Annotated in this window: 30 protein-coding genes; 16 read left to right on the forward strand and 14 right to left on the reverse strand. The window is 57.2% G+C overall.

Translation table 11 applies throughout. The features are described from left to right. Positions 1–72: 72 nt before the first annotated feature. Together psbC and psbD are read right to left on the reverse strand one after the other, a co-directional pair. Positions 73–1,461: a photosystem II reaction center protein CP43 gene (gene psbC / locus SynMVIR181_RS04285; protein WP_115071677.1), complete on the reverse strand. Its 1,389-nt coding sequence runs from the start codon at positions 1,459–1,461 to the stop codon at positions 73–75. Next, entirely contained in the window at positions 1,445–2,500 is a 1,056-nt protein-coding gene (gene psbD, locus SynMVIR181_RS04290; RefSeq protein ID WP_115071676.1) for a photosystem II D2 protein (photosystem q(a) protein), read from the reverse strand. The genes psbC and psbD overlap by 17 nt, the downstream gene beginning before the upstream one ends. A gap of 219 nt (positions 2,501–2,719) precedes the next feature. On the opposite strand from psbD, the gene SynMVIR181_RS04295 reads away from it, so the two are divergent. After that, positions 2,720–3,256 carry a photosystem I assembly protein Ycf4 gene (locus tag SynMVIR181_RS04295; protein ID WP_186524922.1) on the forward strand — a complete coding sequence of 179 codons (537 nt, stop codon included), beginning with the start codon at positions 2,720–2,722 and terminating at the stop codon, positions 3,254–3,256. Positions 3,257–3,270: 14 nt separating this feature from the next. Next, on the forward strand, positions 3,271–3,969 hold the full coding sequence (locus tag SynMVIR181_RS04300; RefSeq protein WP_255444434.1) for a peptidylprolyl isomerase: 699 nt from the start codon (positions 3,271–3,273) through the stop codon (positions 3,967–3,969). 9 nt (positions 3,970–3,978) lie between these two features. Here SynMVIR181_RS04300 and ilvN read toward each other — a convergent pair whose 3' ends face one another. Both ilvN and SynMVIR181_RS04310 read right to left on the reverse strand, forming a co-directional pair. After that, complete coding sequence (gene ilvN / locus SynMVIR181_RS04305; RefSeq protein WP_186524924.1) at positions 3,979–4,509, reverse strand: acetolactate synthase small subunit; 531 nt, start codon at positions 4,507–4,509, stop codon at positions 3,979–3,981. Then, entirely contained in the window at positions 4,506–5,486 is a 981-nt protein-coding gene (locus SynMVIR181_RS04310) for an alpha/beta fold hydrolase (RefSeq protein WP_186524925.1), read from the reverse strand. The genes ilvN and SynMVIR181_RS04310 overlap by 4 nt, the downstream gene beginning before the upstream one ends. Before the next feature lie 37 nt (positions 5,487–5,523). On the opposite strand from SynMVIR181_RS04310, the gene SynMVIR181_RS04315 reads away from it, so the two are divergent. The 5 genes from SynMVIR181_RS04315 to SynMVIR181_RS04335 all read left to right on the forward strand — a co-directional run bounded on the left by SynMVIR181_RS04315 (position 5,524) and on the right by SynMVIR181_RS04335 (position 8,998). Further along, positions 5,524–6,705: a N2,N2-dimethylguanosine tRNA methyltransferase gene (locus SynMVIR181_RS04315; RefSeq protein ID WP_186590500.1), complete on the forward strand. Its 1,182-nt coding sequence runs from the start codon at positions 5,524–5,526 to the stop codon at positions 6,703–6,705. 27 nt (positions 6,706–6,732) lie between these two features. Then, the gene (gene petM / locus SynMVIR181_RS04320) at positions 6,733–6,831 is read left to right on the forward strand and encodes a cytochrome b6-f complex subunit PetM (protein WP_006852199.1); all 99 of its coding nucleotides are present in this window, start codon (positions 6,733–6,735) and stop codon (positions 6,829–6,831) included. A gap of 55 nt (positions 6,832–6,886) precedes the next feature. After that, positions 6,887–7,849, forward strand: coding sequence for an NAD(P)H-binding protein (locus SynMVIR181_RS04325; protein ID WP_186590108.1), 963 nt, complete (start codon positions 6,887–6,889; stop codon positions 7,847–7,849). Between the two features lie 71 nt (positions 7,850–7,920). Then, positions 7,921–8,136, forward strand: coding sequence for a hypothetical protein (locus SynMVIR181_RS04330; RefSeq protein ID WP_186524927.1), 216 nt, complete (start codon positions 7,921–7,923; stop codon positions 8,134–8,136). Between the two features lie 61 nt (positions 8,137–8,197). Next, positions 8,198–8,998 carry a methyltransferase domain-containing protein gene (locus tag SynMVIR181_RS04335; protein ID WP_186590501.1) on the forward strand — a complete coding sequence of 267 codons (801 nt, stop codon included), beginning with the start codon at positions 8,198–8,200 and terminating at the stop codon, positions 8,996–8,998. Here SynMVIR181_RS04335 and SynMVIR181_RS04340 read toward each other — a convergent pair. Both SynMVIR181_RS04340 and SynMVIR181_RS04345 read right to left on the reverse strand, forming a co-directional pair. Then, positions 8,973–9,608: a pseudouridine synthase gene (locus tag SynMVIR181_RS04340; protein WP_186590502.1), complete on the reverse strand. Its 636-nt coding sequence runs from the start codon at positions 9,606–9,608 to the stop codon at positions 8,973–8,975. The genes SynMVIR181_RS04335 and SynMVIR181_RS04340 overlap by 26 nt on opposite strands. Next, entirely contained in the window at positions 9,587–9,835 is a 249-nt protein-coding gene (locus SynMVIR181_RS04345) for a Nif11-like leader peptide family natural product precursor (protein ID WP_186524928.1), read from the reverse strand. Before SynMVIR181_RS04345 ends, SynMVIR181_RS04340 begins: the two co-directional genes overlap by 22 nt. A 229-nt stretch (positions 9,836–10,064) precedes the next feature. Between SynMVIR181_RS04345 and infA the strand changes: the two genes are divergently transcribed. Then, the gene (infA, locus tag SynMVIR181_RS04350; protein WP_006041809.1) at positions 10,065–10,334 is read left to right on the forward strand and encodes a translation initiation factor IF-1; all 270 of its coding nucleotides are present in this window, start codon (positions 10,065–10,067) and stop codon (positions 10,332–10,334) included. Between the two features lies 1 nt (position 10,335). Here the strand turns inward: infA and trxB are convergent, their stop codons facing one another. From trxB to SynMVIR181_RS04365, 3 genes are all read right to left on the reverse strand, one after another. Next, positions 10,336–11,715, reverse strand: coding sequence for a thioredoxin-disulfide reductase (gene trxB, locus SynMVIR181_RS04355; protein WP_186590109.1), 1,380 nt, complete (start codon positions 11,713–11,715; stop codon positions 10,336–10,338). 127 nt (positions 11,716–11,842) lie between these two features. Next, positions 11,843–12,091: a hypothetical protein gene (locus SynMVIR181_RS04360; RefSeq protein WP_186524930.1), complete on the reverse strand. Its 249-nt coding sequence runs from the start codon at positions 12,089–12,091 to the stop codon at positions 11,843–11,845. Between the two features lie 96 nt (positions 12,092–12,187). Further along, positions 12,188–13,597, reverse strand: a complete 1,410-nt coding sequence (locus tag SynMVIR181_RS04365; RefSeq protein WP_370593887.1) for a DEAD/DEAH box helicase — start codon at positions 13,595–13,597, stop codon at positions 12,188–12,190. A gap of 148 nt (positions 13,598–13,745) precedes the next feature. On the opposite strand from SynMVIR181_RS04365, the gene SynMVIR181_RS04370 reads away from it, so the two are divergent. Beyond that, positions 13,746–13,922: a hypothetical protein gene (locus tag SynMVIR181_RS04370; RefSeq protein ID WP_186524931.1), complete on the forward strand. Its 177-nt coding sequence runs from the start codon at positions 13,746–13,748 to the stop codon at positions 13,920–13,922. 19 nt (positions 13,923–13,941) lie between these two features. On the opposite strand, the gene SynMVIR181_RS04375 is transcribed toward SynMVIR181_RS04370, so the two are convergent. Next, positions 13,942–14,532 (reverse strand): EF-1 guanine nucleotide exchange domain-containing protein, encoded by a 591-nt coding sequence (locus SynMVIR181_RS04375; RefSeq protein ID WP_186590110.1) that lies wholly within the window; start codon positions 14,530–14,532, stop codon positions 13,942–13,944. Positions 14,533–14,652: 120 nt separating this feature from the next. Here SynMVIR181_RS04375 and SynMVIR181_RS04380 point away from each other — a divergent pair, with 120 nt between their 5' ends. Genes SynMVIR181_RS04380 through SynMVIR181_RS04395 form a run of 4 tightly spaced genes read left to right on the forward strand, consistent with a single transcriptional unit; the run spans position 14,653 to position 18,610 of the window. Next, a complete protein-coding gene (locus SynMVIR181_RS04380; protein WP_186524933.1) occupies positions 14,653–15,792 on the forward strand; it encodes a Re/Si-specific NAD(P)(+) transhydrogenase subunit alpha in 1,140 nt (379 codons plus the stop codon). Then, the gene (locus tag SynMVIR181_RS04385; protein WP_186518600.1) at positions 15,793–16,098 is read left to right on the forward strand and encodes an NAD(P) transhydrogenase subunit alpha; all 306 of its coding nucleotides are present in this window, start codon (positions 15,793–15,795) and stop codon (positions 16,096–16,098) included. It begins immediately after the preceding gene. Continuing rightward, positions 16,098–17,513, forward strand: coding sequence for an NAD(P)(+) transhydrogenase (Re/Si-specific) subunit beta (locus SynMVIR181_RS04390; RefSeq protein ID WP_186590111.1), 1,416 nt, complete (start codon positions 16,098–16,100; stop codon positions 17,511–17,513). Before SynMVIR181_RS04385 ends, SynMVIR181_RS04390 begins: the two co-directional genes overlap by 1 nt. Positions 17,514–17,521: 8 nt before the next feature. Then, positions 17,522–18,610 (forward strand): YheT family hydrolase, encoded by a 1,089-nt coding sequence (locus SynMVIR181_RS04395; RefSeq protein ID WP_186590112.1) that lies wholly within the window; start codon positions 17,522–17,524, stop codon positions 18,608–18,610. Here the strand turns inward: SynMVIR181_RS04395 and SynMVIR181_RS04400 are convergent. Then, positions 18,603–18,938, reverse strand: a complete 336-nt coding sequence (locus SynMVIR181_RS04400) for a ferredoxin (protein ID WP_186590113.1) — start codon at positions 18,936–18,938, stop codon at positions 18,603–18,605. The genes SynMVIR181_RS04395 and SynMVIR181_RS04400 overlap by 8 nt on opposite strands. An 8-nt stretch (positions 18,939–18,946) precedes the next feature. Further along, a complete protein-coding gene (locus tag SynMVIR181_RS04405; protein ID WP_186590114.1) occupies positions 18,947–20,200 on the reverse strand; it encodes a 1-deoxy-D-xylulose-5-phosphate reductoisomerase in 1,254 nt (417 codons plus the stop codon). Positions 20,201–20,284: 84 nt separating this feature from the next. On the opposite strand from SynMVIR181_RS04405, the gene SynMVIR181_RS04410 reads away from it, so the two are divergent. Then, on the forward strand, positions 20,285–21,622 hold the full coding sequence (locus SynMVIR181_RS04410) for a sodium-dependent transporter (protein WP_186590504.1): 1,338 nt from the start codon (positions 20,285–20,287) through the stop codon (positions 21,620–21,622). A gap of 25 nt (positions 21,623–21,647) precedes the next feature. On the opposite strand, the gene SynMVIR181_RS04415 is transcribed toward SynMVIR181_RS04410, so the two are convergent. Beyond that, positions 21,648–22,067: a DUF2721 domain-containing protein gene (locus SynMVIR181_RS04415; protein ID WP_186590115.1), complete on the reverse strand. Its 420-nt coding sequence runs from the start codon at positions 22,065–22,067 to the stop codon at positions 21,648–21,650. Between the two features lie 66 nt (positions 22,068–22,133). Between SynMVIR181_RS04415 and SynMVIR181_RS04420 the strand changes: the two genes are divergently transcribed. Continuing rightward, positions 22,134–22,373 carry a hypothetical protein gene (locus SynMVIR181_RS04420; protein ID WP_186525465.1) on the forward strand — a complete coding sequence of 80 codons (240 nt, stop codon included), beginning with the start codon at positions 22,134–22,136 and terminating at the stop codon, positions 22,371–22,373. On the opposite strand, the gene cysS is transcribed toward SynMVIR181_RS04420, so the two are convergent. Beyond that, positions 22,370–23,866, reverse strand: a complete 1,497-nt coding sequence (gene cysS, locus SynMVIR181_RS04425) for a cysteine--tRNA ligase (protein WP_186590116.1) — start codon at positions 23,864–23,866, stop codon at positions 22,370–22,372. The two genes, SynMVIR181_RS04420 and cysS, sit on opposite strands and share 4 nt — an antisense overlap. 32 nt (positions 23,867–23,898) lie before the next feature. Here cysS and SynMVIR181_RS04430 point away from each other — a divergent pair, with 32 nt between their 5' ends. Further along, the gene (locus tag SynMVIR181_RS04430; protein ID WP_186590117.1) at positions 23,899–24,054 is read left to right on the forward strand and encodes a hypothetical protein; all 156 of its coding nucleotides are present in this window, start codon (positions 23,899–23,901) and stop codon (positions 24,052–24,054) included. Positions 24,055–24,108 lie beyond the last annotated feature (54 nt).

A 24,108-nucleotide genomic window follows, 5' to 3' on the forward strand; every position in this document is an offset into this window, starting at 1 on the left:
TGTCGATCTGTTTTTGGCCAATAAAAAACCCTCACCTTGCGGCGAGGGTTGAGACAGGTGATCAGAGAATGATCAGTCGAGATCAGGCATAGCCAAGGTGGGCTCTGCTTGACGATCGATTCCTTTTTCGAAACCAGCAGCGGCAGCGCGGGCGCGGCCTGCATGCCAGAGGTGACCAACAAGGAAGAAGAAGGCAAGGATGAACTGCGTCGCGGCAAGCCACTGACGGATGTTCACGAAGTTCACCGAGTTTGGCTCGGTGATGATGCCTCCAACAGAGTTGATCGACGCGTTAGGAGCGTGGGTCATGTATTCAGCGGCGCGGCGAACCTGCCAAGGCTGAATATCGTTCTGAAGCTTGTCGAGGCTCAGGCCGTTGGGTCCACGAAGGGGCTCCAACCAAGGACCACGGAAGTCCCAGAAACGCATCGTTTCACCACCAAAGATGATCTCACCGGTTGGTGAACGCATCAGGTACTTACCAAGACCCGTTGGGCCCATGGCTGAACCGATGTTGGCTCCCATGCGTTGGTCACGCACGAGGAAGGTGAAACTTTGGGCTTGGGAGGATTCGGCGTTGGTCGGGCCGTAAAACTCCGAAGGGTATGCGGTGTTGTTGAACCAGATGTAGGCCGAAGCGATAAAGCTCATGAAGCTCAGAGCGCCAAGGCTGTAGCTGAGGTAAGCCTCACCATTCCAGATGAAGGCGCGTCGCACCCAGCCGAAAGGCTTGGTGATCACGTGCCAAATACCACCGAAAATGCAGGTCAAACCAAGCCAGATGTGGCCACCGATGATGTCCTCCATGGAGTTCACACCGATGATCCAGCCTTCGCCGCCAAAGGGAGCGCGGAACAGATAACCGAAGATCACACCGGGGTCGAGGGTGGGGTTCGTGATCAAACGAACGTCTCCACCACCTGGAGCCCAGGTGTCATAAACGCCACCGAAGAACATGGCCTTGAAGACCAGGAGTAGGCAGCCCACACCCAGAAGGATGAGGTGATAACCAATGATGTTGGTCATCTGGTTTTTGTCACGCCAGTCCTGGGAGAAGAAAGTGGAGTAGTTCTCCAAAATCTCTGGACCACGAAGAGCGTGATACAGGCCGCCGAGTCCGAGCACGGCAGAACTGATCAGGTGCAGAACACCAACAACAAAAAAGGGGTAGAGGTTGGTGACCTCTCCGCCGGGACCAACGCCATAGCCAAGAGTGGCCACGTGTGGGAACAGGATCAAGCCCTGCTCATACATCGGCTTATCGAAGGTGAAGTGACTCACCTCGAACAGCATCATGGCGCCAGCCCAGAACACCATCAGGCCAGCGTGGGCCACGTGGGCACCTAGCAGTCGGCCAGACAGGTTGATGAGTCGAGCATTACCGGCCCACCAGGCAAAGCCGGTGGAGTCGAGGTCTTTACCGCCAGTGGCGATAAGACCGGAATTAAAGGGCGTTTCCACGGGGCAGAACCTCTTCAGGGAAGACGAAGTTTTCGTGCGGCTGGTCAGCCGGTGCCATCCAGGCACGCAGACCTTCATTCAGAAGAATGTTCTTCGTGTAGAAGGTTTCAAATTCAGGATCCTCAGCAGCGCGGATTTCCTGTGACACGAAGTCATAGGCACGCAAGTTGAGTGCAAGGCCGATGATGCCGATGGAACTGGTCCACAAGCCCATCACTGGCACAAACAGCATGAAGAAGTGCAGCCAACGCTTGTTGGAGAACGCAATTCCGAAGATTTGGCTCCAGAAACGGTTGGCGGTGACCATTGAATAGGTCTCTTCTTCTTGGGTGGGTTCGAACGCCTTAAAGGTGTTCGACTGTTCACCATCCTCAAAAAGGGTGTTTTCCACGGTTGCGCCGTGAATGGCGCAAAGCAGTGCGCCGCCAAGAATGCCGGCCACTCCCATCATGTGGAAGGGATTCAGAGTCCAGTTATGGAAGCCCTGGAGGAACAACAGGAAGCGGAAAATTGCAGCCACACCAAAGGAGGGTGCAAAGAACCAGCTGCTCTGTCCCAAGGGGTACATCAGGAAGACACTGACGAACACCGCGATCGGACCTGAGAAGGCGATGGCGTTGTAAGGACGAATGCCGACGAGACGAGCAATTTCAAACTGACGGAGCATGAAGCCGATCAGTGCAAAAGCGCCGTGGAGAGCAACGAAAGCCCAAAGGCCTCCAAGTTGTATCCAGCGGACAAAATCACCCTGGGCTTCTGGGCCCCAGAGCAACAGCAAGCTGTGACCCATCGCATCAGCGGGGGTGGACACAGCAGCGGTCAAGAAGTTGCAACCTTCGAGGTACGACGACGCAATGCCGTGGGTGTACCAGGAAGTTACAAATGTGGTTCCCGTTAACCAGCCACCAATCGAGAGGTAGGCCGTGGGAAGAAGAAGAATGCCGGACCAGCCGACAAAAACAAATCGGTCGCGTTTGAGCCAATCATCGAGGACGTCGAACCATCCCCGCTGCGGCATGCGACCTGCAGCGATCGTCATGAATTGAACGTTGCGGTTAACCCGCATGCATTGGGTTCCCGGCGACCTTAACAATCTTGTTGGGTCATTCGGGGCTTAGATGGCTCAGCTGAAACCCGTTGTATCGGAATGCATCTTCTGGGTTTCTTTCGATTTGAGTCCTCGTTTCGTGGCAATGCTTTGTAGCGGGCTCAGCTGATTGGCTTCGCAGTCCAAAATGACCTTTGATTTTGGGCTTTGATGGCCGCTGAACTGCTCGAACAACCCGTCCTCGGCTCGCGCCGGCTTTCGAACATTCTCGTTGCCTTGATGGTGACGATTGGCGGTATTGGTTTTCTGTTTGCTTCTCTTTCCAGCTACTTGGGTAGGGATCTCCTCCCCCTGGGCCATCCCGCTGGCTTGGTGTTTGTTCCTCAGGGACTGGTCATGGGGTTGTACAGCCTTGCGGCTGCCCTTCTCGCCACCTATTTGTGGGCCGTGATCACGATCAACGTGGGCTCGGGTAGCAACCGTTTTGATCGCTCCGCAGGTGTGGTGACCATCTCAAGGCGTGGATTTCGTAAGCCGATCAGCGTTGAGATTCCCATGAAAGACATCCAGGCGGTGAAAGTTGAGGTGAGGGATGGCTTCAACACCCGGCGCCGGGTTTCGCTGCGTGTTCGCGGAAGGAGGGACATGCCCCTCACCCGTGTTGGTGAACCCCTCCCCCTGGCCCAGTTGGAACAGGACGGAGCCGAGTTGGCACGTTTTTTAGGTGTAAATCTCGAAGGACTTTGATCTTCTTTCCTCTCATGCAGCGCTCAATCATGCGGACGCTTTTATCTCTTGCTGTCTGCTTGCCACTTCTTGTTGGTTGCTCTCAGTCCAATACAGCGTCAACGGCTTCAGTCCCTACGGGCTGCAGTCAGGCCAGTAGCCCTTGTCTTCAGGGGAAGGCCAATGTGGAGCTCACAACAACCCGTGGGGTGGTCAAGCTTGAACTCGATGGTGATGCGGCACCTGTGACCGCTGGCAATTTTGTGGACCTTGTCAAAAGAGGTGCGTACGACGGCACCGTGTTTCACCGGGTGATTCGTGAGCCAGTGCCGTTTGTTGTGCAGGGTGGTGATCCCACATCCAGTGATCCGAACACCTCGAAATCTCAGTACGGAACAGGAAGTTTTGTGGATCCCGACAGTGGGCAGGCGCGATTCATTCCCCTTGAGCTGTCGTATCAAAATGAAGATCAGCCGCGCTACAGCCGCCAGAGCACCAATCCCAGCGATCTGCAGCAGCTCACGCTGAGTCATGAGCGGGGAGCCCTTGCCATGGCTCGCTCCCAATCCCCCGATTCGGCCAGCGCTCAGTTTTATATCGCCCTAAAGCCTTTGCCTGAGCTGGATGGCCGCTACGCCGTGTTCGGTCGTGTGACCGATGGCTTGGAGGTGGTGGATGCGATTGAACAGGACGACAAGTTGATCAAAGCCAAGCTGCTCACTCCAGGCCTTTGATGTCAGCCATCAAGCGGGCACGCGCCCGCCGCTGATGGCGGCTTTGAGTAATTCGGTGTTCACCCCTGAAGCCCGTTCCAGGGCCACTTTTCCGGTTCGGGCGATTTCCAGGATTCCGTAGGGAGCCATGAGGCGCTCCAGGGCCACCAATTTGCCTGGGTCTCCCACCACTTCCAGGGTGAGCGCGTCATCGGCCACATCCACCACTTTGGCGCGGAACACCTGCACCAACTCCAGAATGGCGCCCCGCTGTTCAGCCGGAGCTGACACCTTCATCAGCATCAGCTCCCGTTCCACCGCGGGCAATTGCGAGAGATCGAGCACTTGAAGCACGTTCACCAGCTTGTCGAGCTGCTTGCTCATTTGCTGCAAGGTGTGTTCGTCGCCTTCCACCACCATGGTGAGCCGCGACTGTCCATTGGTTTCAGCAGGACCGACCGCCAAGCTGTCGATGTTGAAGCCGCGTCTGGCGAAGAGGCCGGCGATGCGGCTCAGTGCGCCGGATTCGTCCTCCACCAGGACGGACAGGGTGTGCTTCATGCCCGTTGCTTTGCGTCCAGCTCGCTTGTTCTTCCTAAATTAAGGTCCAGCCAGCGCAAAAGCTCTTGATGGAAATGTTCGGGGCTTTCATCGTGGGGACAATGTCCACTTCCCTCGAGCACGCGTAGCTTCAGCCAGGAATGCTGCTGCTGCAGTTTTTCGCCGATGATCAAGGGCACGAATCGATCCTGTCGTCCCCAAAGCAATAAAAGGGGAACAGGTTGGTCATGCCCGGCTAACCGCTCCAACAGCTCCGGTGCCGTGGCCCCGCGTGGACGTAAGGCCATGCCAACACTCATGGCGCGGAGGCTGCGTGCGGCGGTGCGGCGTCGGGCTGGGCTGGCAATCAGCTGATGCAATTCCCGGTCTGAGCGGATCGAGTGGCAGTAGGCCCCTTGCAGGCCCATGCGCAGCAGAGCTGTGCGGCTGATCAAGGGGACGATGAGTTCTAGAGGCAGCAACCGGCAGAGCAACCCAACCGTGTGTCTTTTGAGTTGGCGCAGCCGGCGTGGCTGACGTCGTGGCAATGGCTGCATGAGGGCGGGGTCCGGCAGCGGTGCTGCAACCACGGCTGTGACCCACTCCGGACGAAAGACCGCAGTGGTGAGGGCGGTGAGGCCTCCCAGGGAATTACCTACCAACACAGCGGGTTGTTGAACCACCTGCTCCAGAAATGCTGCCAACTGCCGCGCCCAAAGACGGTTGTCCAAGCGGATATGGGGATGAAGCCCTGGTTGTTCGGAGCGGCCGAAACCGATCAAATCAAGTCCGTAAACCCGATATCCAGCCTTGGTGAGAGGCGCTGCGTTGTGACGCCAATGGCTGCTGCTGGCACCGAACCCATGCAGCAGAACCATCGCGGGAGCTTTGGGATCACCGAGTACGCGCCAGTGACAGCGGTAGCCCTTCCAGGTCCATACAGCGCTTTCGCCCCAATCGGCACCCTTGGAGGCAGGCTGAAGAGCAGTTGCGTGCACACGCCTGACGGAGTTGAACGTTCACTATCGCGAAGGGATGGCATCGGTGCGGACCGGGGCTGGTTTTTTTCGCCCCGACTCCAGACCGGCGCGAGACCTCTCCGTCTTGGTCGCCGCCTCAACCTTGGTGGGCGCCCCCAGGGATCGCCCCCTGCGCTGGCTTGACCTTATGGCTGGCTGCGGGATCCGTTCTCTGCGCTGGGGACTGGAGGCAAGGGGAGCGTCCGACCAGCCTGTGGACCTTTGGGTGAATGACGCGGATCAAGAGCGTGGGCCCCTGCTAGCCGCCAATCTCGAACCGTTGCACGCCTGTGATGGGGTTTCGCTCAACTTGAGCCATCAGCCGGCGGAGCGGCTGCTGCGCGAGGCCTATCTCGAGCATCGTTTTTTTGATCTGATCGATCTCGATCCTTTTGGCTGCCCGAATGTTTTGCTCCAGTCCACGCTCCAGGCGATGCGTTTTGGCGGTGTGCTGTTAGTTGCGAGCACCGACGGTCGCTCACCCACGGGGCATGACCGGTGTGCGGCTGTGCGTCGGTTTGGTGCAGCCGCTCGTGCCCACCCTTCGAGTTGGGAGCTGGCGTTGCGGCTGCAATTGGCTGCTCTCGCCCGTGAGGCTTGGCTACTGGGACGCGGTCTTGAGCCCTTGTTCAGCTTCAGCGATGGCCGCACGTTTCGTGTAGCGGTGCGGATGCGCCAGCGGATTCGTTCGGGTGAGGAGCAGCAGCTTGGCTTCCTAGCCCGTTGTGACCGCTGCGGGGATCAGGCTGTTCAAGCGATGTTGGACCTGCAGGGCTGGAGACCCTGCGCCTGTACCGATGGCTGCGGACGCTGGGCGGTGAGTGGTCCGCTCTGGATTGGTCCGCTTCAGGATGGTTCCCAGATCAACGGGCTGTTGGAGATCAGTGATCGCTTGGATGCAGCGTTGAGCAAGGGGTTGCCTGAGGGGCAAGACCTGACCCTTGCCCCTCGCAGCAGGCGGCTGCTCGACGGATTGATCGCGGATCCAGGTCAACCGGCCTGTTGCTGGTCAACGGCTGAGTTATCTCGACGGCTTCAGCTCAAAGGGCCACCGGCGATCGAGCCTTTGGTTGCCGCTCTTCTGGCCTCCGGGCACAGCGCCTCCGTGAGTGGTGTGATGGCTGGGCAGGTGCGAACCAATGCCCCTCTCGGCATTTTGTTACGACGATGCAGCGAATTTGACGGGAAAGATCGTTAAATAGATGTTGATTGTGAATCCCGTTTCATGGCTTCGGAAATTTTCGGAATTGCTGTCGTGTTCTGGGTGTTGATTCCCGTGGGCCTCGCTGGTGGTGCCTTGCTTTTGAAACTTCAAGGCGACTGATCGGCGCGACAGGCCTTTGCTCCCTTTAGGCTCCACGCTTGCAATGACTGACCCGATGCAAGTTCTGGTGGTTGGTGGGACAGGAACGCTTGGCCGTCAAATCGCAAAACAAGCGATTGATGCTGGCCATAAAGTGCGTTGCGTAGTGCGCTCACCTCGAAAGGCAGCCTTCTTACAGGAGTGGGGTTGTGAGCTCACTCGAGGCGACCTTCTTGAGCCGGCCAGTCTTGATTACGCACTCGATGGCATTGATGCGGTCATTGATGCCGCTACCAGCCGGCCAACGGATCCCAACAGCATTTATGTCACTGATTGGGAAGGAAAGCTCAACCTGCTCAGGGCTTGTGAGAAAGCCGATGTGAAGCGGTTCGTGTTTCTCTCCCTCTTGGGTGCTTCTAATCACCGCAATGTCCCTTTGATGGACATCAAGCACTGCACCGAGCGCTTGCTGGAAGAGTCAGATCTTGACTACACAATCCTGCAAGGAGCGGCGTTCATGCAGGGCGTGATCAGTCAATTTGCTATTCCAATTTTGGAAAGCCAAACGGTCTGGGTGAGTGGTAGTCCAACCCCGATCGCTTATATGAACACGCAAGACATGGCTCGTTTTGCTGTTGCGGCCGTTGATCATCCAGAAACGATTCGTTGTTCTTACCCCGTCGTTGGTCCCAAAGCCTGGAACACCGGAGAAGTGATTCAACTCTGTGAGTTGGCGAGTTCTCGCTCGGCAAGGGTGTTTCGCGTGCCTGGAGCCTTGCTCAATCTGATGCAAGGCATCTGTTCGTTCTTTGAACCAGCCGTGAATGTGGCAGAGCGCCTTGCTTTTGCTGAAGTCACAGGTGGTGGTGGCTCCCTTGATGCACCGATGGAGGCCAGTTATCGCGCCTTCGGCTTAGAGCTCGATCAAACCACGCAGATGGAGACCTACATCCGTGAGTACTACGACACGATTTTGAAGCGCCTCAGGGATATGGAGGCCGATCTCGACAAGAACGCCAAGAAAAAGCTGCCCTTCTAAGCGCATTGACCCAAGAGTGGTGTGTTTGTACTATCCACTCGCTAGGATTGATTAGTTTTTGGATCGTCACCATGTCTGTCGCCCAAGTTAAAAATCTTCAGCGACGGCTCGACAATCTCGCCCGGGAAGCAGAAACCGAGCTCAACCGAGCCTGTGGTCATGAGCTTTGGCAAAGCGTTGGTTTTGATGCCTTTGATGGCATTGAAGATGTCGATCGCCGTGCCAGCGCCAATTACTACTACGGGCAATGGCAAACCGTTCGTGAACTTCAGGATGTCCTGAGTTAAGGGCGATACCTCGTTGGGGCTAAGCCCTGTTCAGAATGTAGGCACTCCTGCGCTGTTGCCGATGTCGTCTTGTTGCGGTCCCACTCCGTCTTCACTGGATCCGTCTTCACTGGATCAAACGCAGGCGGTAGAGGACCGGTACGGCGCTGCAGCAGCGGAACAAGAAGCTTGCCTCTGCACTCCAGTGGCGTTTGATCCCTCCTTGCTGAAACCTATCCCCAAAGACGTGGTGGAAAGGGATTACGGCTGTGGCGACCCCACCCGTTGGGTGCGGTTTGGAGATGCGGTGTTGGACCTCGGTAGTGGAAGCGGAAAGAATGCCTTTATTTGTGCTCAGGTGGTTGGGGCAACAGGCCAAGTGATTGGTGTTGACCGCAATGCGGACATGTTGGCCCTCTCGCGTTCTGCTGCACCCGTGGTGGCAGAGCGAATTGGTTACGCCAATGTTGGCTTTCTTGAGGGTGCGATTGAGGCCCTTGATGCCACCAATGCTCAGGGAGAGCCCTTGGTGGCTGATTCCAGTATTGATGTGGTGCTCAGCAACTGCGTACTGAATCTGGTGAATCCATCCGCGCGTCAGCAGCTGTTGCAGAACATTCGGCGCGTGCTTCGCCCTGCTGGGCGCGTTGCCATCAGCGACATCGTGTGTGATCGTCCGGTGCCGATGGCTCTTCAGCAGGACGCCGAGCTTTGGAGTGGCTGCATCAGCGGGGCCTGGTTAGAGGAGGCTTTTCTGGAGGATTTCCGAGCGCTGGGGTTCGAGCAGGTTCAGTACGCCGAACGCTCTGAAACGCCCTGGAGAGTTGTTGAGGGCATTGAATTTCGCGCGGTCACCCTCACCGGTGCGCTGCCGAACGGCTAAGCAGCCGCTGCAGGCGCTGTTCTTCAGCGCCGGTGACCTCTCGCCACATTCCTGGGCTGAGGCCTTTGAGGCTCAATGTTGTGTCTCCATCCATCAAGTCGATGGAGTGACGAATCAGCCTGAGGGTGGGAAGACCCACAGCTGCGGTCATCCGCCTGACTTGGCGGTTGCGACCTTCGCGAAGTTCAAGACAAAGCCAGCAGGTTGGAATCGAGCGACGCTCCCGAATCGGTGGATTGCGATCACCGATCGTTTGTTTCTCGTGATCAGACAGGAGCCTTGCTTTGGCAGGCCGGGTTAAGTGCCCTTGAATCATCACTCCCTGCTGGAGTTGATCCAGTTGGCTGTCGTTTGCGCAACCTTCTACTTGAACCCAATACTGTCGCCAATGCCCAAAGCGAGGATCGGTGAGGCGTTGTTGTAGCCGACCGTTATCGGTGAGCAACAACAAGCCTTCACTGTCGGCATCAAGGCGCCCTGCAGCGTAAACATTCGGAATGGGGACCCACTCAGCTAGGCATCCCCAGCGGCTCTGAGGTTCAGGTGTGAACTGGCTCAGAACCCCAAAGGGCTTATGCAGCAGAAGGGTCAGTTGTGAGCTCCAAAGCAGAGCAGAAGTGCTTCTCCCCAGCTGGAAGCATTGTTGAGATGATCGTCATGAAGATGCTTCGTTTTCTCTGCTTGCATCTTCATGAGTGTGGCTTGGTTGAAGACATGTCCCTGTTCAGAGGCAAGATTCACAACGTGGGCCGGAGTGGCTGCCTGGCGAACCTGTTCCCGCAACTGAGAATCGGATTGAACCAGAGATGTGAAAGCAATCAGAGCTGATTCAGACACAGAAACACAGCAGAACTTGCAAACAAGCTAGTTCGCATTCTGTCTGTTACGCCAGAGATTCACCGCGCCGATAGAAATAAGCAACAGGCCAAGGTCGAGGGAAAGCGGTGGGAGCATCAAATGGCTGTTAGGAGCAGTTCAGACCCTAAAGAGAGTGATGGCGCAGCGGTGGAATTGGGTTGGAGGTGGCCTCCTAAACTGAAGTCAATGACGACGTTGACCTTGGCGCATGATTGAGACCTCGGGTGTGATTGAAAAAGAGCAGGGGAACGGGTTTTACCTCGTAACCCTGGAGCAGCCCGCTGGTCACCAGTGCCTGTGCCGAGCCGCCGGAAAGCTCACGAAATTCCGCATCAAACTGCTCGCAGGCGACAAGGTTTTGGTGGAAATCAGCCCCTATGACTTAACCCGTGGCCGGATCACCTATCGCGAGCGCAATGCGGGTGCACCGGGTGGACGTCCAGGCGGGAATCGTCCTGGTGGCCCACGCCGCCGTTAAGTCAGGGATTCTTGAGTGATTGGCCCTTGAGAAGGGCCTCAATTGCACCCTTAAATTCACTGCGCTGTTTCACCCCGCGCCATTGCTGTTGCAGAGACTTGTCAAAAAACAGCTGAACAGTTGGGGTGCCATTAACGCCCGCCTGCTCGGCAATGTCTTGATCGGCTTCGATGTCAATTTCGATGCCTTGAGCCTGCCCATTCAGTTCTGACAGCACCCGTTTGAGCTGCGGCTTCAGCACATGACAGGGGCCGCAGCTTGGGGAGCTGTAAATCACAAGCAGGGGCTTGTTGCTGTCGTGATACAGCTTGCGGAGGGCATAACTGCCTTTTTGCCATTCAGCATTGGCGTCATAGGTGGCTTCCGTGGTTGCTTCTATGGCCTGTGGCGCCTTGGCTTTTTGAGGTTCAACCACCTCACGACTCACAAGCGTGGCCAAATCGTGATGGCTCAACCAGCGTTCTGCGGCAAGGGCCGCTTGGCAGCCACTGCCTGCGGCCGTGATTCCTTGGCGCCATTCCGCATCGGCGACGTCACCCGCTGCAAACACACCTTCCAAGGAGGTTTCTGGTCGGCCGGGTTGGGTGACGAGATAACCGCTGCGATCGCAATCGAGTTGGCCTTTCAACAGGTCTGTGTTGGGCGTGTGACCAATGGCATAAAACATCCCGCGCACGGCCAAGGTTTCCTCCTTGCCGCTGTCTCGGTTACGCAGTCGCAGGCCATTCATCCAGTCCGTTCCTTCAACGTCCACAACCTCCGTGTTCCAATGCACCGTGATTTGGGGATTGGCTTCAACGCGGTCAGCCATAGCCGCACTGGCGCGCAAGCGGTCTGAGCGCACCAAGAGGTGCACATGACTGCCGTACTTGGTGAGATAGACAGCTTCCTCGCAAGCAGAATCTCCTCCTCCCACTACGGCTAACTCCTCCTTGCGGAACTGAGGAGTGGCGCCATCACAAATGGCGCAAGCACTGATTCCCTGGCTCCAGAAGCGATCTTCATTGGGTAGGCCCAAGCGGTTTGCGCTAGCACCAGTGGCGATGATGATCGATTGGGTTTCGATCGTTTTGCCCTCCGCCTGAATCCTGTAAGGACGTTGGCTTAAGTCGATCACGTCAGCGTCGGCTTCGAGCAGGTGAGTACCCCAGCGCTCCGCCTGTGCCTTCATCAGATCCATCAGGTCGGGGCCTAGGACCCCATCAGGAAAGCCGGGAAAATTTTCCACATGGGTGGTCGTCATCAGTTGACCACCAGGGATCCCGCCGCGCTGAAATCCGGTGATTAAGAGCGGATTGAGGTTGGCTCTGGCCGCGTAGATGGCTGCCGTATACCCAGCAGGGCCGGATCCAACGATCACTAAGTTCTCGCTCGCGCCCATGGCTTATGCGTAATGAGTATGAGTTGAATCTAAACGGACCCTCTTGGCGATCGCTTTGTTTTTAATCCGTAGCGCTGTCAAATATGGACAAAAATATCTGCCGCAAAAACAAGGCTTAATGATTTATTTAGATTTCGACCGAATCTTCTGCCCCTTCTTCGAGGTCAAGGCCGTGTCGTTTTTCTGAAATTTGACCCACGCTCATCACGGATTCAGCGAAAAGTTCCGGACTTTCGCCGATACATGTGATCCATTCCCGGAATTCTTGGGTCAACGCGTAGCTGTCTTCATAGCGCTCAGCGCTGTCTAGAGCTTTGATTCTGGTTGTTGCCCAGCAGGTGGCAACACTGACTCGTCGTTCAAGTGCTGCGTCCATGACTGACTCCCAGATAGAGACCACATTGCCTGTTGGAGAGCCAACATCGTGTGTGATTTCGCACAACGTCGCATTTTTATTTCTACAGAGAAGTTTTCATTGATGCAAAAAATTGGGTAATTCCGGGGTTCTGAGTCGAATGACGGCACCGGCTCCATCGTTAACGGCTTCCAAAGGCAGGCTTGGACCTCTCCATGCGCTGGACTGCAGCGGTTCATCGGAATCCGCTTCCTGTGGTTGGGCTTGAATCCGATAAGGCTCTGAAAGTGACCAACTGCGGGCGTAGCTCATCAGCAACGGGTCTGCTGGAGCAAACACGTAGGACGGGTCTCTTGGCACCGTTTCAGTGGCTGCCCGCGTGCTGCACATCCGCACGGCGCGAGTGATGCCCTGCACAAAGCGACTTCGGGTCACGACAGTGGTGAGGTAGGCGACAACGCGCAACCTTGGAGCGTCGAATCCTTCGGCACACATGTCGATGCTCACAAGCCAGTCGGCACCACCCTCTTGAAAGCTGCTGAGTCGTTCAGCTGCCTCTGGATCCTGCGAGTGCACGAGATCGACCCGATCGCCCTGTTCCCTCAACAGGGAGCTGATCGATCGAGCGTGAGCAATGTCTTTGGCAATGACAAGACCGCCAGCGTTCGGGTGATGTTCACGCACCTGCTCCAGCTTCCGCCTGGCCCTGATCAAGAGTTGCTGCGCAATGCTGCTGCTATCGGAAAGATGGATTGCCCGGCGCAAATTGCGTGCTCTCCAACTTTCACGCACCTCTTCAGAGAGTGGCGACACATCGCGATCAAGCTTCCCTGCACGGCTGTGCTCCACCCAACCGTCTTGAAAGCGAAATTCCAGTGGTCGCACATCGCCCGCGGCAATGAGCTCTCGGGGTTCAACGCAGAGGTCAGGGCTGATTTGTTCCACCAGCTGACCGCCTTCTTGGATCCGGATCCGTCTCGCGGCACAAAAGGCGAGATTGTCGGCTCGAAACGGTGTGCCGGTGAGTCCCAGCCTCAGTCGAGCCTGACTGCTGAGTTCTAAAAAGGTGCGTCCCCAAACGGGACCATCTGGCTCGTCAGGGTCGACGCCAAGGTGATGCGCTTCGTCCGCAATCGCTAAAAGTTGATCACCAGCCCATGGCTCGAGCGCCCGTTTGAGCCCTTCGATCTGACTGGCTGCCCCTTGGTAGGTAACGAGCCAGCCATCGGCGTTTTGGATGGCTTGGCTCTGGATATGGGGGCTGGCTTCATTCCAGGGCTCGAGGCGTAGCCCTAGCCGTTCGGCTGATGTGCGCCATTGGCTGAGGATCGATGTGCGGTGACACATCACCAAAAAGCGCTGCAACTTCCCCTCTTGTTGCATGGCCTGGAATCCGAGCAGAGCACCCAAGGTCTTGCCCGCACCAGGTCCCGCATGAATCAGCACATCACGCCCATGGCTTGCTTCTGGCTCCAGTCGTCTGCGCAGCAGCTGGACGAGTTGCTGTTGCCACTGACGGGGTTGGATTTTGCCCCGCGGGACGTCTCCTGGGAGCTGAAACGAGGGACGTGCGATCGGTCAGCCGCGAAAGTTAGGTCTTTCTAACCATTCCATCCGTTGACGCCACCCTTAGCTTCCAGCCAACAGCTCTTGGGGTTTCCGGCCCTCTGCCGCTATGGCCAATAGCCGTCCTCGTTACCCATCCAATCCTGATCAGCGCCAACAGCTGGAGCATTGCTGGCCCCTGGAATGTGACATCGATCCCTTGATCCTGAGGCTGCGTTGGTTGCAGCACCAGAGGCAATGGCCCCTGGTGCAGGCGGTTGAGCAGGAGCTCCTTCCGCTGTTTTGACCGGGGTCGAGACCCTGAATTAAAGGGATTCGCTGTGGTTGCAGAGCAAGCGCTCTACTTCCATTAATCCTGCTTCTGCAGCGGTTTGGGCCCGTTGCTGATCGCCGCCGGCCGCACTGGTGAGCTGGGCGACGACTCGCTCCAACATGGCCGTTTTCTTGTCTTGGAGCATGGTCAGGATTTCGTCTTCGATCAGCTGTCGCACGGCGTTGCTGCGCAGGTGATCGTCTGAGGCTTCGTCAAAGGTTCCCTGGACGAGCTCCTGAATGAATAAACGGTGCACTTCGCTGCTGCGCAGGAAGCTTTCGGTGGCGTTGATCATTCCATCCACCAGGGTCCGATCCGGCTCGGCCTCTGTTTCGGACTGTTTGTTTTGCAATTTGAATTCCCAATCCAGGTGGCGTCGTTGCCAGCCCGCGGCGTGCAGGCTGGGCATCACTGATTGAGAAAAGGTGTCTACGGACATCTCGTAGATCCGTTCCGCGAGTCGCTCGCACCATTCCCGGCCGTGTTCGGCGAGAAGTTCTTCCATGGTGTGGCGATTGACGGCATGCCCGCCGTGATGGCTGTGGCAAACACCATCAGGACATTCGATTGCGGAGAGACCCATGCGCTTATAGACAGAATTCTCTAATTAGCCACAGCTGCTTCACTAAGTCAGCTTCTACAGAAAAGATGCGTTTCGGGAGCGACGACCTCGTAATCTCACCTGGGTGGCGGCACAACGAACTTGCCCAGACTCCTTATCCCGATTGAAAGCGCAGCGGCTGAAACCCGTGTAGCGGCTTCACCCGAGACCCTTAAAAAATTCATTGCCCTCGGCTGCTCCGTAGCCGTCGAGCGTGGTGCCGGAGTGTCCTCCGGTTTTCTAGATGAGACGTACGCCAGTGCTGGAGCCGATTTGGTTGCTCCAGGAGAGGCTCAAGCCTGGGGTCAGGCCGACGTTTTGCTTTGTGTGCAAAGCCCTAGTCCGGCATCGCTCGGTCGTTTGCGACGGGGTGCTCTGGTGGTGGGGATGTTGTCCCCCTATGGCAATTCCGAGCTATCGGAAGCGTTGAAGGGCTGTGGTCTTTCCGCCATGGCCCTTGAGCTTCTGCCTCGTATCAGTCGTGCCCAGTCTGCTGATGTGCTTTCGTCCCAGGCCAACATCGCTGGCTACAAGGCCGTGCTGCTTGGTGCTGCGGCCTTGGATCGTTATTTCCCGATGCTGATGACGGCAGCAGGCACTGTGCAACCCGCCAGGGTTGTGGTGCTGGGTGCTGGTGTGGCCGGTCTTCAGGCGGTTGCAACCGCGCGCCGTTTGGGCGCAGTTGTCTACGTGAGCGACATTCGCCCTGCTGTTAAAGAGCAGGTGGAGTCGCTCGGAGCCCGTTTCATCGATCCTCCGGAGATGGAGGACAAGCCAGCCGAGTCGGGCGGTTACGCCAAGCAAGCCTCCGATGCATTTCTGGCCGCGCAGCGACAACAGCTGTCCGACCAGCTCGCCCAGGCTGATGTGGCGATTTGTACAGCCCAAGTGCCAGGCAGGCGAGCCCCACGCTTGATCAGTGAGGACATGCTTGATCGCATGCGCCCCGGATCGGTGGTGGTGGACCTGGCCGTGGCACAAGGCGGAAACTGTGCCGATACCGTGCCGTCCCAAACCGTGAACCGCAAAGGCGTGAAGCTGATTGGTGCGAACGAACTCCCTTGCAGCGTCCCGAATCACGCCAGTTCGTTGTACGCCAGAAATCTTTTGGCCTTGCTGCAACCCACCCTTCAAGACGGCCAGCTCACGCTCGACATCGAAGACGAGCTCATCGCTGGTTGTCTGATCGCTCATGACGGCAGCATTCGCCGTGGCGATGTTCTTACCCCTGGAGCTAACTAAATGGATGCGAATTTCGTTGAATTTCTCTGGGTGCTGTTGTTAGGCAGCCTCTTAGGCCTTGAACTGATCGGCAAAGTCCCCCCCACATTGCATACGCCGCTGATGAGTGGTGCGAATGCGATTTCGGGCATCACGGTGCTGGCCGCACTCACGGCAATTATTAAGGCGGATGGCAATCAGGCACTGTTGGTGCTCGGTTCGATCTCGCTTGGATTTGCTCTGTTCAATGTGATTGGCGGATTCCTCGTCACCGATCGAATGCTGGCCATGTTCAGCCGCAAGCCCGCCCGTAAGGAGAACCGCTGATGTCTGATTTTTTTAAATACGCGATCGATCTGGTTGCAGTACTGCTGTTGGCCTTCGGCATCAAGGGGCTATCCAAGGTGCGTTCTGCCCGGGGTGCCAATCAGTTGGCAGCCGTGGCGATGGGTTTGGCGGTGATCGGACTGCTCGGAAGCTATCTCGGACAGCCCAGCCTTAATGCCCAGGCTTGGACATGGATCCTTGCCGGTACGGCCGTTGGTGGTGTGCTCGGTGCGATCACTGCTCAGCGGGTGCCGATGACCTCCATGCCGGAGGTCGTGGCCTTGTTCAACGGTTGTGGCGGTATGTCGTCGTTGCTTGTTGCCCTGGCAGCGGCTCTTTATCCAGCGGCGCTGGATGCCACCGGGATCGTGGCCGTGGTCTCGATTGTGATCTCCGTGTTTGTGGGTTCGATCACCTTTACCGGTTCGATCGTGGCGATGGCCAAGCTCCAGGGCTGGCTGTCGACTCCGCCATGGATGCAGAGCAAGGCGCGCCATGTGGTGAACATTGCCTTGGCGGTGGTGTCGTTGATCGCTGCGGTCGAGATGATCCGCAACGGTGGAAGCGGCCTGTGGCTGCTGGTTGTGGCCTCCGCGCTCCTTGGAGTGGGCGTCACCCTGCCGATCGGCGGAGCCGACATGCCTGTGGTGATCTCCCTTCTGAATAGCTATTCCGGCGTGGCTGCTGCTGCTGCTGGTTTCGTTGTGGGCAGTCAGCTGCTGATCGTGGCTGGCGCCATGGTGGGCGCTGCCGGTTTGATCCTCACCCAGGTGATGTGCAAAGGCATGAATCGCTCGCTGGTGTCGGTGCTGTTTGGCGGAGCGCTTGGCGCTTCATCCACCGCCTCTAGTGGTGGTGGCGAATACACCAACATCACCAGTTGCAGTGTTGAGGAGTGCGCCCTCACCCTTGAAGCGGCAGAACGGGTGATCATCGTTCCCGGCTATGGCCTCGCTGTGGCCCAAGCCCAGCACACGCTGCGGGAAGTGACTCGCTCCCTCGAAGCCGCTGGAATTGAAGTGGCCTACGCCATTCATCCTGTGGCGGGCCGGATGCCCGGCCACATGAATGTGCTTCTTGCTGAGGCCGATGTGCCCTACGAGCAGCTCAAGGAAATGGATGTCATCAACCCTGACTTTCCTGCCACTGATGTGGTGCTTGTTTTGGGTGCCAACGATGTGGTGAATCCCCAGGCCAAGACCGATCCCAATTCACCGCTCTATGGCATGCCTGTGCTGGATGTTCAGCAGGCTCGCACTGTGTTTGTGGTGAAGCGCGGCATGAGTGCTGGTTATTCGGGCATCAAAAATGACCTGTTTGAACTCGCCAACACCTCCATGGTGTTTGGCGATGCCAAAAAGGTGCTTGGCGATCTGCTGGGAGAGCTCAAGGAGTTAGGTGTCGGTAAGAAATAGATTCGCCTGTGAGCTGGCCTGATCCACACCCAGACCCTCAGCTGCTCAAGCAACTGGGGGTTGCTCCATTTCAACAGCGTCTTCCCTGGTGGGGAGGCGACCTTCAAACTTTGAGGGACACGCTCCGTCCCGTTGATTTGCCCATCGATCAAGGTCAACCCTTAGAGATTCAAGTGCCTGCCCTGAGCAGCGGTGCGGCGGGTTCTGGAGCCTTGCTCTCCTTCCTGGATTGTCCACCAGCTCCGAAGGCGTTGGTGGTTGTGTTACATGGGCTCGGAGGGTCGAGTCGTCGCGAAGGCGTGCGCAGGCTTGGTGTCGCCCTTGGATCAGCGGGTTATGCGGTGCTGCGCCTCAACATGCGCGGAGCTGATCCTGGCCGGCATCTGGCGGGTGGCACCTATGCAGCCCAGTGCAACAGCGACCTTCTTCCCGTGTTGTATCGGGCGCGACAGCTTTGCAGCACCCTGACCTCAAAAGGGACGCCACTGCCCTTGTTTGGAGCTGGGCTTTCCTTGGGGGGAACCATGCTTCTCAATGCATGCCTCTCAACATCAGCTGAACGCGTTGCCGCCGGACTCGACCCAGCAGGTCTGCCCCTGGATGGATTGTTTTGTGCCAGCAGTCCCTTGGATTTGGCGGCCTGCAGTGCCTCGATTGAACGTCCCCGCAATCGTGTGTACCAGCGTTGGTTGCTGCAGCGCTTGGTGCGTCAGACGCTGGCCGATCCCTTTGGCGTGAGCGATTTGGATTTTGAGCGGATGAGTGGTGTTGAGCAACCACGCACGATTCGTGCTTTTGATAGCAGCGTGACAGCGCCTCGCTGGGGATTTGTAGACGTGGATGCTTACTACCGGGAGGCTTCACCGCTCCAGCATTTGATCCAATCGCCCCAGCGTTTGCCTCCCACCCTGATGCTTCAGGCTCTGGATGATCCTTGGGTGCCTGCTTGCTCGGCCCTCGATCTTGGGGAGGCTGTTCCGACGGATGGGCCCATTCAATTGATCTTCACCCGCGAGGGTGGTCACAACGGTTTTCACGGACGAACCGGCTGTTGGGCCGATGCGCTTGCTGCGTCCTGGTTGCAAACGCTCAAGTGAACGTGGTGGTTTTCAAGACCCACTCTTCAACCGGTTGGCCTTGGATGATGTGTTGCTGAAGAATGCTGCTGATGCGTTCTGGCGTGACACCTCCGTACCAGGTGCCATCGGGCCAGACCAACAGGATTGGACCTTGTTCGCAGATGCGTAAGCAATCGGCTTTGCTGCGCAGCACGATGCCTTGAGCCCGGCTTGGATTCTCCAGGTCCAATTCACGCACCTGCCGCTTGAGAGCATCCCAGCTTGCGGCCCCGATGTCTGGATCACAGCACTTGGCTTTCGTTGCTGTGGCGCAGAGCAATAAGTGATGGCTAATCCGCTGGCTCATCTCCTGGCTCATGCGGCCATCGACGCGCTGCTGATGCGCGTCGTGCCGCGGTTCACTTGCTCGCGCACGGCCTGGCGTGCCCATTGATCCACCGCCAACACATCATCAAGACAAGGGTTGGCGGCGAGATCGGGTTTGTGTTGTTCACAGGCTCCCTCGATCATTTTGGGGATATCGAGAAAGTGAATCTTCTCCTCGAGGAATTGGGCAACGGCCTCTTCATTGGCCGCATTAAGCACGGCAGGCATGGTGCCGCCGGCCCGGCCTGCGGCGTAGGCCAGGTCCATGCAGGGATATTTGGCTGGATCCGGTGCGCGGAAACTCAATTGCCCCACTTCGGTGAGATCGAGCCGTCGCCACGGGGTCTCCAGCCTTGAAGGCCAACTCATGCAGTAGAGGATCGGCAACTTCATATCGGGCCAGCCGAGCTGGGCTAAAACCGATGAATCGGCAAGCTCCACCATCGAATGGATGATGCTTTGAGGATGAATCACGATCTCGATGTGGTCGTAATCCAGTCCAAACAGATAGTGAGCCTCAATCACCTCCAGCCCCTTATTCATCAGCGAGGCTGAATCCACGGTGATTTTTTTGCCCATGCTCCAGTTGGGATGGGAGGTGGCATCGGCCACCGTTGCCTTTTCGAGATCAGCGGCTGACCAATCACGAAAGGCACCACCGGAGGCGGTGAGTTGAATGCGGCGCAGGCCAGGTGTTGGCACCCCAGTGGAGAGACGGGCGGTGTCGCTCCAAGGTGTTCCTTGCAGGCACTGAAAGATGGCGGAGTGTTCCGAGTCGGCAGGAAGCAGGCGGCTGCCGCTTTTCTTCAGCTCAGGCAGGACCACTGGACCAGCGGCAATCAGGGTTTCCTTGTTGGCAACGGCCAGGTCTTTTCCCGCACGAATCGCTGCCAGGGTGGGCAGCAATCCGGCGCAGCCCACGATTCCGGTGACAACGAGATCAGCGGCATCCCAGGACGCCGCCACATCGAGGCCTTCAGGTCCACCCACCAATTGCGGCAAGGGTTCCGGGCGTGTATCGGCAGGCAGGGCCATCAGCCTGTCTTTGAGCTCAGCAAGCAGTGCTGGATCCGCTAGGGCGACCACATCAGGGCGATGCCTCTGGATTTGAGACACGAGCAGGCTGAGATTGCGCCCAGCACTGAGCGCCACCACCCGAAATTGATCGGGGAAATCCTCAACGATCTCCAGGGTCTGCGTGCCAATGGAGCCAGTGGAGCCCAGAACGCTGATGGCTTTCACAGGGATCCAGGCAATTGATCACAGTTTCCCACCCCAATGCCTGCGCCTGGCAAACTTCGCAGCATTACGGATGAACTCAGGCTGATGGCGCTGAAGGAGCACTGGCGATCCGGATTGGGATTTGTGTTGGCCGCGGCTGGTAGCGCCGTGGGTTTAGGCAACCTCTGGGGCTTTGCCTATCGCGCCTCCCAGGGAGGTGGAGGTGCCTTCCTGCTGCTCTACGTGCTGATCGTGTTGTTGGTCTGCTTGCCTGTGTTGGTGGCGGAGATGGTGCTGGGCCGCAGTACGGCCCAAAGCCCGTTGCTGGCTCCTGTTGCGGCGGCTGGAGACGCGTGGCGGCCGATGGGATGGCTGTTTTTGCTCGCCTCCTGCGGAATTTTGGCGTTCTATGCGGTGCTGATGGGCTGGACGGGTCACACCCTCGTTCATGCCCTATGGGTGGGGTTGCCAGACGATATGGAGACAGCTGAATCGCTGTTTGCATCGGTGAGCACTGGAAATAGTGCCCTACTGGGTCAGGGGGGCAGTCTTGCCTTAACCGCTGCGGTGGTGGCTTCTGGTGTGCAGGGCGGCATCGAGCGTCTCTCGCGTTGGGCTCTGCCTCTGCTGTTTGTGTTGTTGGTTGGCTTGGGGATTTGGGCGGCCATGTTGCCTGGAGCGATGGGCGGATACCAAACCTTTCTGTTGCGGTGGGATCCAGCGCAGCTGCTCAATCCCACCACGATTCGCAATGCCTTTACCCAGGCCTTTTTCTCCATCGGCACGGGGATCGGCTGCATCCTTGCCTATGCGGCCTATTTGAAAAGCAGTGCGCGACTGCCCAGGGAAGCGATCGCAGTGGTTGGTTTGGATACGGCCGTCGGTCTCTTGGCTGGATTGATCACTTTCCCCGTGGTGATCAGCTTTGGACTGCAGGAAACGGTGAGCGAGTCCACTGTTGGGGCTTTGTTTTTAGCGATACCCACCGGACTTGCTTCCCTTGGCGCAGCAGGGCGCTTGGTGGCTGTGCTCTTTTTCTCATTGGCCTATCTCGCGGCGATTACCTCATCGGTTTCGCTGCTGGAAGTCCCCGTGGCTTCCTTGATGGATCGCTTGGGCTGGTCCCGCAGGCGATCGGCATGGCTGATGGCGTTGCTGATCTTTATTGCCGGCCTTCCCGCTGCGATGTCGATTCCGGTGTTGGAGGTGATGGACTCGATTTTTGGCGGTGTGCTGCTGATTTTGGGAGGCCTTTTAATCGCCCTGCTGGTGGGTTGGGTGGCTCCGAAACGGTTCCGAGACGACCTCCAAGGATCGAAAACCTCAGCGGGCTTAATTCGCTTGATGCTCTTTTTCCTGCGCTGGGTGTCTCCTGTGGTGATCACTGCTGGGTTGTTAATCAGCGTTGTTGATTTATGGCGTCAATGGTTTCCAGCAGCTTGATTGCTCACAGCATGCGGCGTAGTTTTTAAAACTTTCTCTGTACAAATTCAGTCGCAAGGCGAACCTCTAGGAGGAACGAGATCGAGGCCAGCGTTAACATTCCCATGGTGGTGATGAAAAGAGGCGCAACAATTACGGTTAAGTCAACTTGAGCGATAACGCCCATAAATATTGCTGAAACAACAATCGAAAGCAAAAGAGTTGCGCAGGTGAGGAGCGAGATCGCCCGAAGAATGTGTTGCATGCGCCGCTTGCAATGCCTGCGCTCAAAGTCATCTCTTGTGGCATCCGATTCGCTGAGTCGGCGAGCTTGATCAGCAACGCGGGCGAGCCTGGCGGAAAGAACGTTGAGTAGGGCCCCGATTCCGGCGAGCAAAAACACCGGTGAAACCGAAAGCTGAATCGCCTTGGACAGGCTTTCAGGTTGCAAGGTTGTGAATTCCAAGAAGTGGAGCGTAAGTCAAATGGTGCCAGTCATCCGGTAGACAGGAGCCTCTATGGATGCGTTCTGATGTTGTGGCTCAAGCGTTGGAACTTTATTGAACGGGCTCGGTTGGAACGGGAGCTTTGGGATGCATTCGAAGCCAAGGAGGATATTGAAGCGATGGTCAATGCGCTCAAGGCCCGTATCGAAGCGATGGATACGACTGACCCTGAGCTTGGCGATCAAAACTTCCGTCTGGAGGTATGGATCACCACCATGGAACGCATTCGCAAGATTGAAGCGATGATGGCTGGAAAGCAGCGTTAGAGCATTCTCCAATCGGTGAGTCCACCTGGCTTATCGATTAGCTCAATGCCTTGGTCACTGAGGGCCTTGCGAATGCGATCGGCTTCTTGATAGTTCTTCGCTTGTTTCGCTGCTTTGCGATCGGCGATCGCCTGCTCAACCGCTTGTGCATCAACGGAACCGTCGGCTGATGGTTTGGAGTCGTTGGTTTCGCTGCGTAAACCAAGAACGGCGGCCAGTTCGCGCAACACCAGCCAGCGTGTGTGCTGTTCGCTCAGCTCGTTGGCTGGCTGGTCAGGCTGGTCGCCTCGATCTAGGCGATTAGCTAAACCGCGGAGTGGACGGGCGAGATCAAACAGCACGGCTAAGGCACCAGAGCTGTTGAGGTCATCGTCCATGGCGGCCATGAACCGTTGCTCAAGCTCTTCAAAAGGGCCGGTTGCACTCAGTCCAGCGCTAACTGCTTCCACGCTGAGGGCCGTCTGATCGCCCCATCCCAAGGCAGCAGCATGCTTTTCCCCCAATTTGAGGGCCGCATTCAATCCTTTCCACCCAGTGGTTGCTGCTTCTAGCGCCTCGGGGGTGAAGTCCAGGGGCTTGCGGTAGTGGGCCTGCAGCACAAAGAGGCGCAGAGCCATCGGGGAGAGTCCGCTTTCTAAAAGTGCGCGAATAGTGGTGAAGTTGCCGAGTGATTTGCTCATCTTTTCTCCACCCACGTTCACCATGCCGTTGTGCAGCCAAACCCGCGCTAGTTCGGTTCCATTAGCCGCTTCCGACTGGGCGATTTCATTTTCATGATGGGGGAACACCAAATCGGCTCCTCCGAGATGGATGTCGATGGTGTCGCCAAGTTCTTCACGAACCATCGCCGAACATTCGATGTGCCATCCGGGGCGTCCGTCACCCCAGGGGGATGGAAAGCTTGGCTCATCGACTTTTGCGCGTTTCCAAAGGGCGAAATCAAAGGGGTGCCGCTTGCGTGCTTCTTCTGCATCGGCGACGCGACCAGCAGCATTGTCCTGTTGATCACTGAGGTCTCGACCGCTGAGCTTCCCGTAGCCCGCGTGCTTCATCACGGCGAAGTAAACATCGCCATCTGCGGAGTAGGCCGCACCTTTGGCCTCAAGCTCTGCGATTAAGCCACGGATGCTGTCAAGACAACGGGTGGCGCGGGGCATGCGGTCAGGGCGCAAGATCCCCAGAGCATCCATGTCTTGATGGAAAGCATCGATGTTTCGTTCGCTTACCTCATCCATCGATGAGGATTCTTCAGCGGCGCGCTTGAGGATCTTGTCGTCGATGTCGGTGAAGTTTTGAACGAACGTCACCACGTAGCCGCGCCAAATCAAATAGCGACGTAAAACATCCCAGTTGATATAGCTGCGTGCATGACCGAGATGGCAGAGGTCATAGACCGTGACCCCACAGCAATAAATGCTGACCTCTCCTGGTTTAAGTGGGAGAAAGGGTTCCGTGCGGCGGGTGATGGTGTTGGTAAACCGCAGGGAAGACATCAGGCTCAAAAAGGGGAATCAAATCGCGGCTGATGCCTGCCTACGCAGATCAAAAGCCTTATTTCGATGTTAGATCCGTGCTGGCGATGCCTCTTCGTTCCTCCGGTGGCTTGGATCGTCGCCGACCGCTAGCTGAACTCAGACCACTGATCCTTAAGAGAAGTGGATTGAAGTGGATTCGTCGCTGAAGTGAGGCTTATTCGCTGCTTTTGATGTCGCTAAATCTCAATGGCTGCTCTTTT

The sequence above is a fragment of the Synechococcus sp. MVIR-18-1 genome (assembly GCF_014279835.1).
Taxonomy (GTDB): domain Bacteria; phylum Cyanobacteriota; class Cyanobacteriia; order PCC-6307; family Cyanobiaceae; genus Synechococcus_C.

Excerpts from the sequence above, each read along its gene's own strand:
- psbD (WP_115071676.1), bottom strand. The coding sequence starts at position 2,500 with ATGACGATCGCTGCAGGTCGCATGCCGCAGCGGGGATGGTTCGACGTC.
- SynMVIR181_RS04295 (WP_186524922.1), top strand. The coding sequence starts at position 2,720 with ATGGCCGCTGAACTGCTCGAACAACCCGTCCTCGGCTCGCGCCGGCTT.
- SynMVIR181_RS04300 (WP_255444434.1), top strand. The coding sequence starts at position 3,271 with ATGCAGCGCTCAATCATGCGGACGCTTTTATCTCTTGCTGTCTGCTTG.
- ilvN (WP_186524924.1), bottom strand. The coding sequence starts at position 4,509 with ATGAAGCACACCCTGTCCGTCCTGGTGGAGGACGAATCCGGCGCACTG.
- SynMVIR181_RS04315 (WP_186590500.1), top strand. The coding sequence starts at position 5,524 with ATGGCATCGGTGCGGACCGGGGCTGGTTTTTTTCGCCCCGACTCCAGA.
- petM (WP_006852199.1), top strand. The coding sequence starts at position 6,733 with ATGGCTTCGGAAATTTTCGGAATTGCTGTCGTGTTCTGGGTGTTGATT.
- SynMVIR181_RS04325 (WP_186590108.1), top strand. The coding sequence starts at position 6,887 with ATGCAAGTTCTGGTGGTTGGTGGGACAGGAACGCTTGGCCGTCAAATC.
- SynMVIR181_RS04330 (WP_186524927.1), top strand. The coding sequence starts at position 7,921 with ATGTCTGTCGCCCAAGTTAAAAATCTTCAGCGACGGCTCGACAATCTC.
- SynMVIR181_RS04335 (WP_186590501.1), top strand. The coding sequence starts at position 8,198 with ATGTCGTCTTGTTGCGGTCCCACTCCGTCTTCACTGGATCCGTCTTCA.
- infA (WP_006041809.1), top strand. The coding sequence starts at position 10,065 with ATGATTGAGACCTCGGGTGTGATTGAAAAAGAGCAGGGGAACGGGTTT.
- trxB (WP_186590109.1), bottom strand. The coding sequence starts at position 11,715 with ATGGGCGCGAGCGAGAACTTAGTGATCGTTGGATCCGGCCCTGCTGGG.
- SynMVIR181_RS04360 (WP_186524930.1), bottom strand. The coding sequence starts at position 12,091 with ATGGACGCAGCACTTGAACGACGAGTCAGTGTTGCCACCTGCTGGGCA.
- SynMVIR181_RS04370 (WP_186524931.1), top strand. The coding sequence starts at position 13,746 with ATGGCCAATAGCCGTCCTCGTTACCCATCCAATCCTGATCAGCGCCAA.
- SynMVIR181_RS04375 (WP_186590110.1), bottom strand. The coding sequence starts at position 14,532 with ATGGGTCTCTCCGCAATCGAATGTCCTGATGGTGTTTGCCACAGCCAT.
- SynMVIR181_RS04385 (WP_186518600.1), top strand. The coding sequence starts at position 15,793 with ATGGATGCGAATTTCGTTGAATTTCTCTGGGTGCTGTTGTTAGGCAGC.
- SynMVIR181_RS04390 (WP_186590111.1), top strand. The coding sequence starts at position 16,098 with ATGTCTGATTTTTTTAAATACGCGATCGATCTGGTTGCAGTACTGCTG.
- SynMVIR181_RS04400 (WP_186590113.1), bottom strand. The coding sequence starts at position 18,938 with ATGAGCCAGCGGATTAGCCATCACTTATTGCTCTGCGCCACAGCAACG.
- SynMVIR181_RS04410 (WP_186590504.1), top strand. The coding sequence starts at position 20,285 with ATGGCGCTGAAGGAGCACTGGCGATCCGGATTGGGATTTGTGTTGGCC.
- SynMVIR181_RS04420 (WP_186525465.1), top strand. The coding sequence starts at position 22,134 with ATGTTGTGGCTCAAGCGTTGGAACTTTATTGAACGGGCTCGGTTGGAA.
- cysS (WP_186590116.1), bottom strand. The coding sequence starts at position 23,866 with ATGTCTTCCCTGCGGTTTACCAACACCATCACCCGCCGCACGGAACCC.
- SynMVIR181_RS04430 (WP_186590117.1), top strand. The coding sequence starts at position 23,899 with ATGCCTGCCTACGCAGATCAAAAGCCTTATTTCGATGTTAGATCCGTG.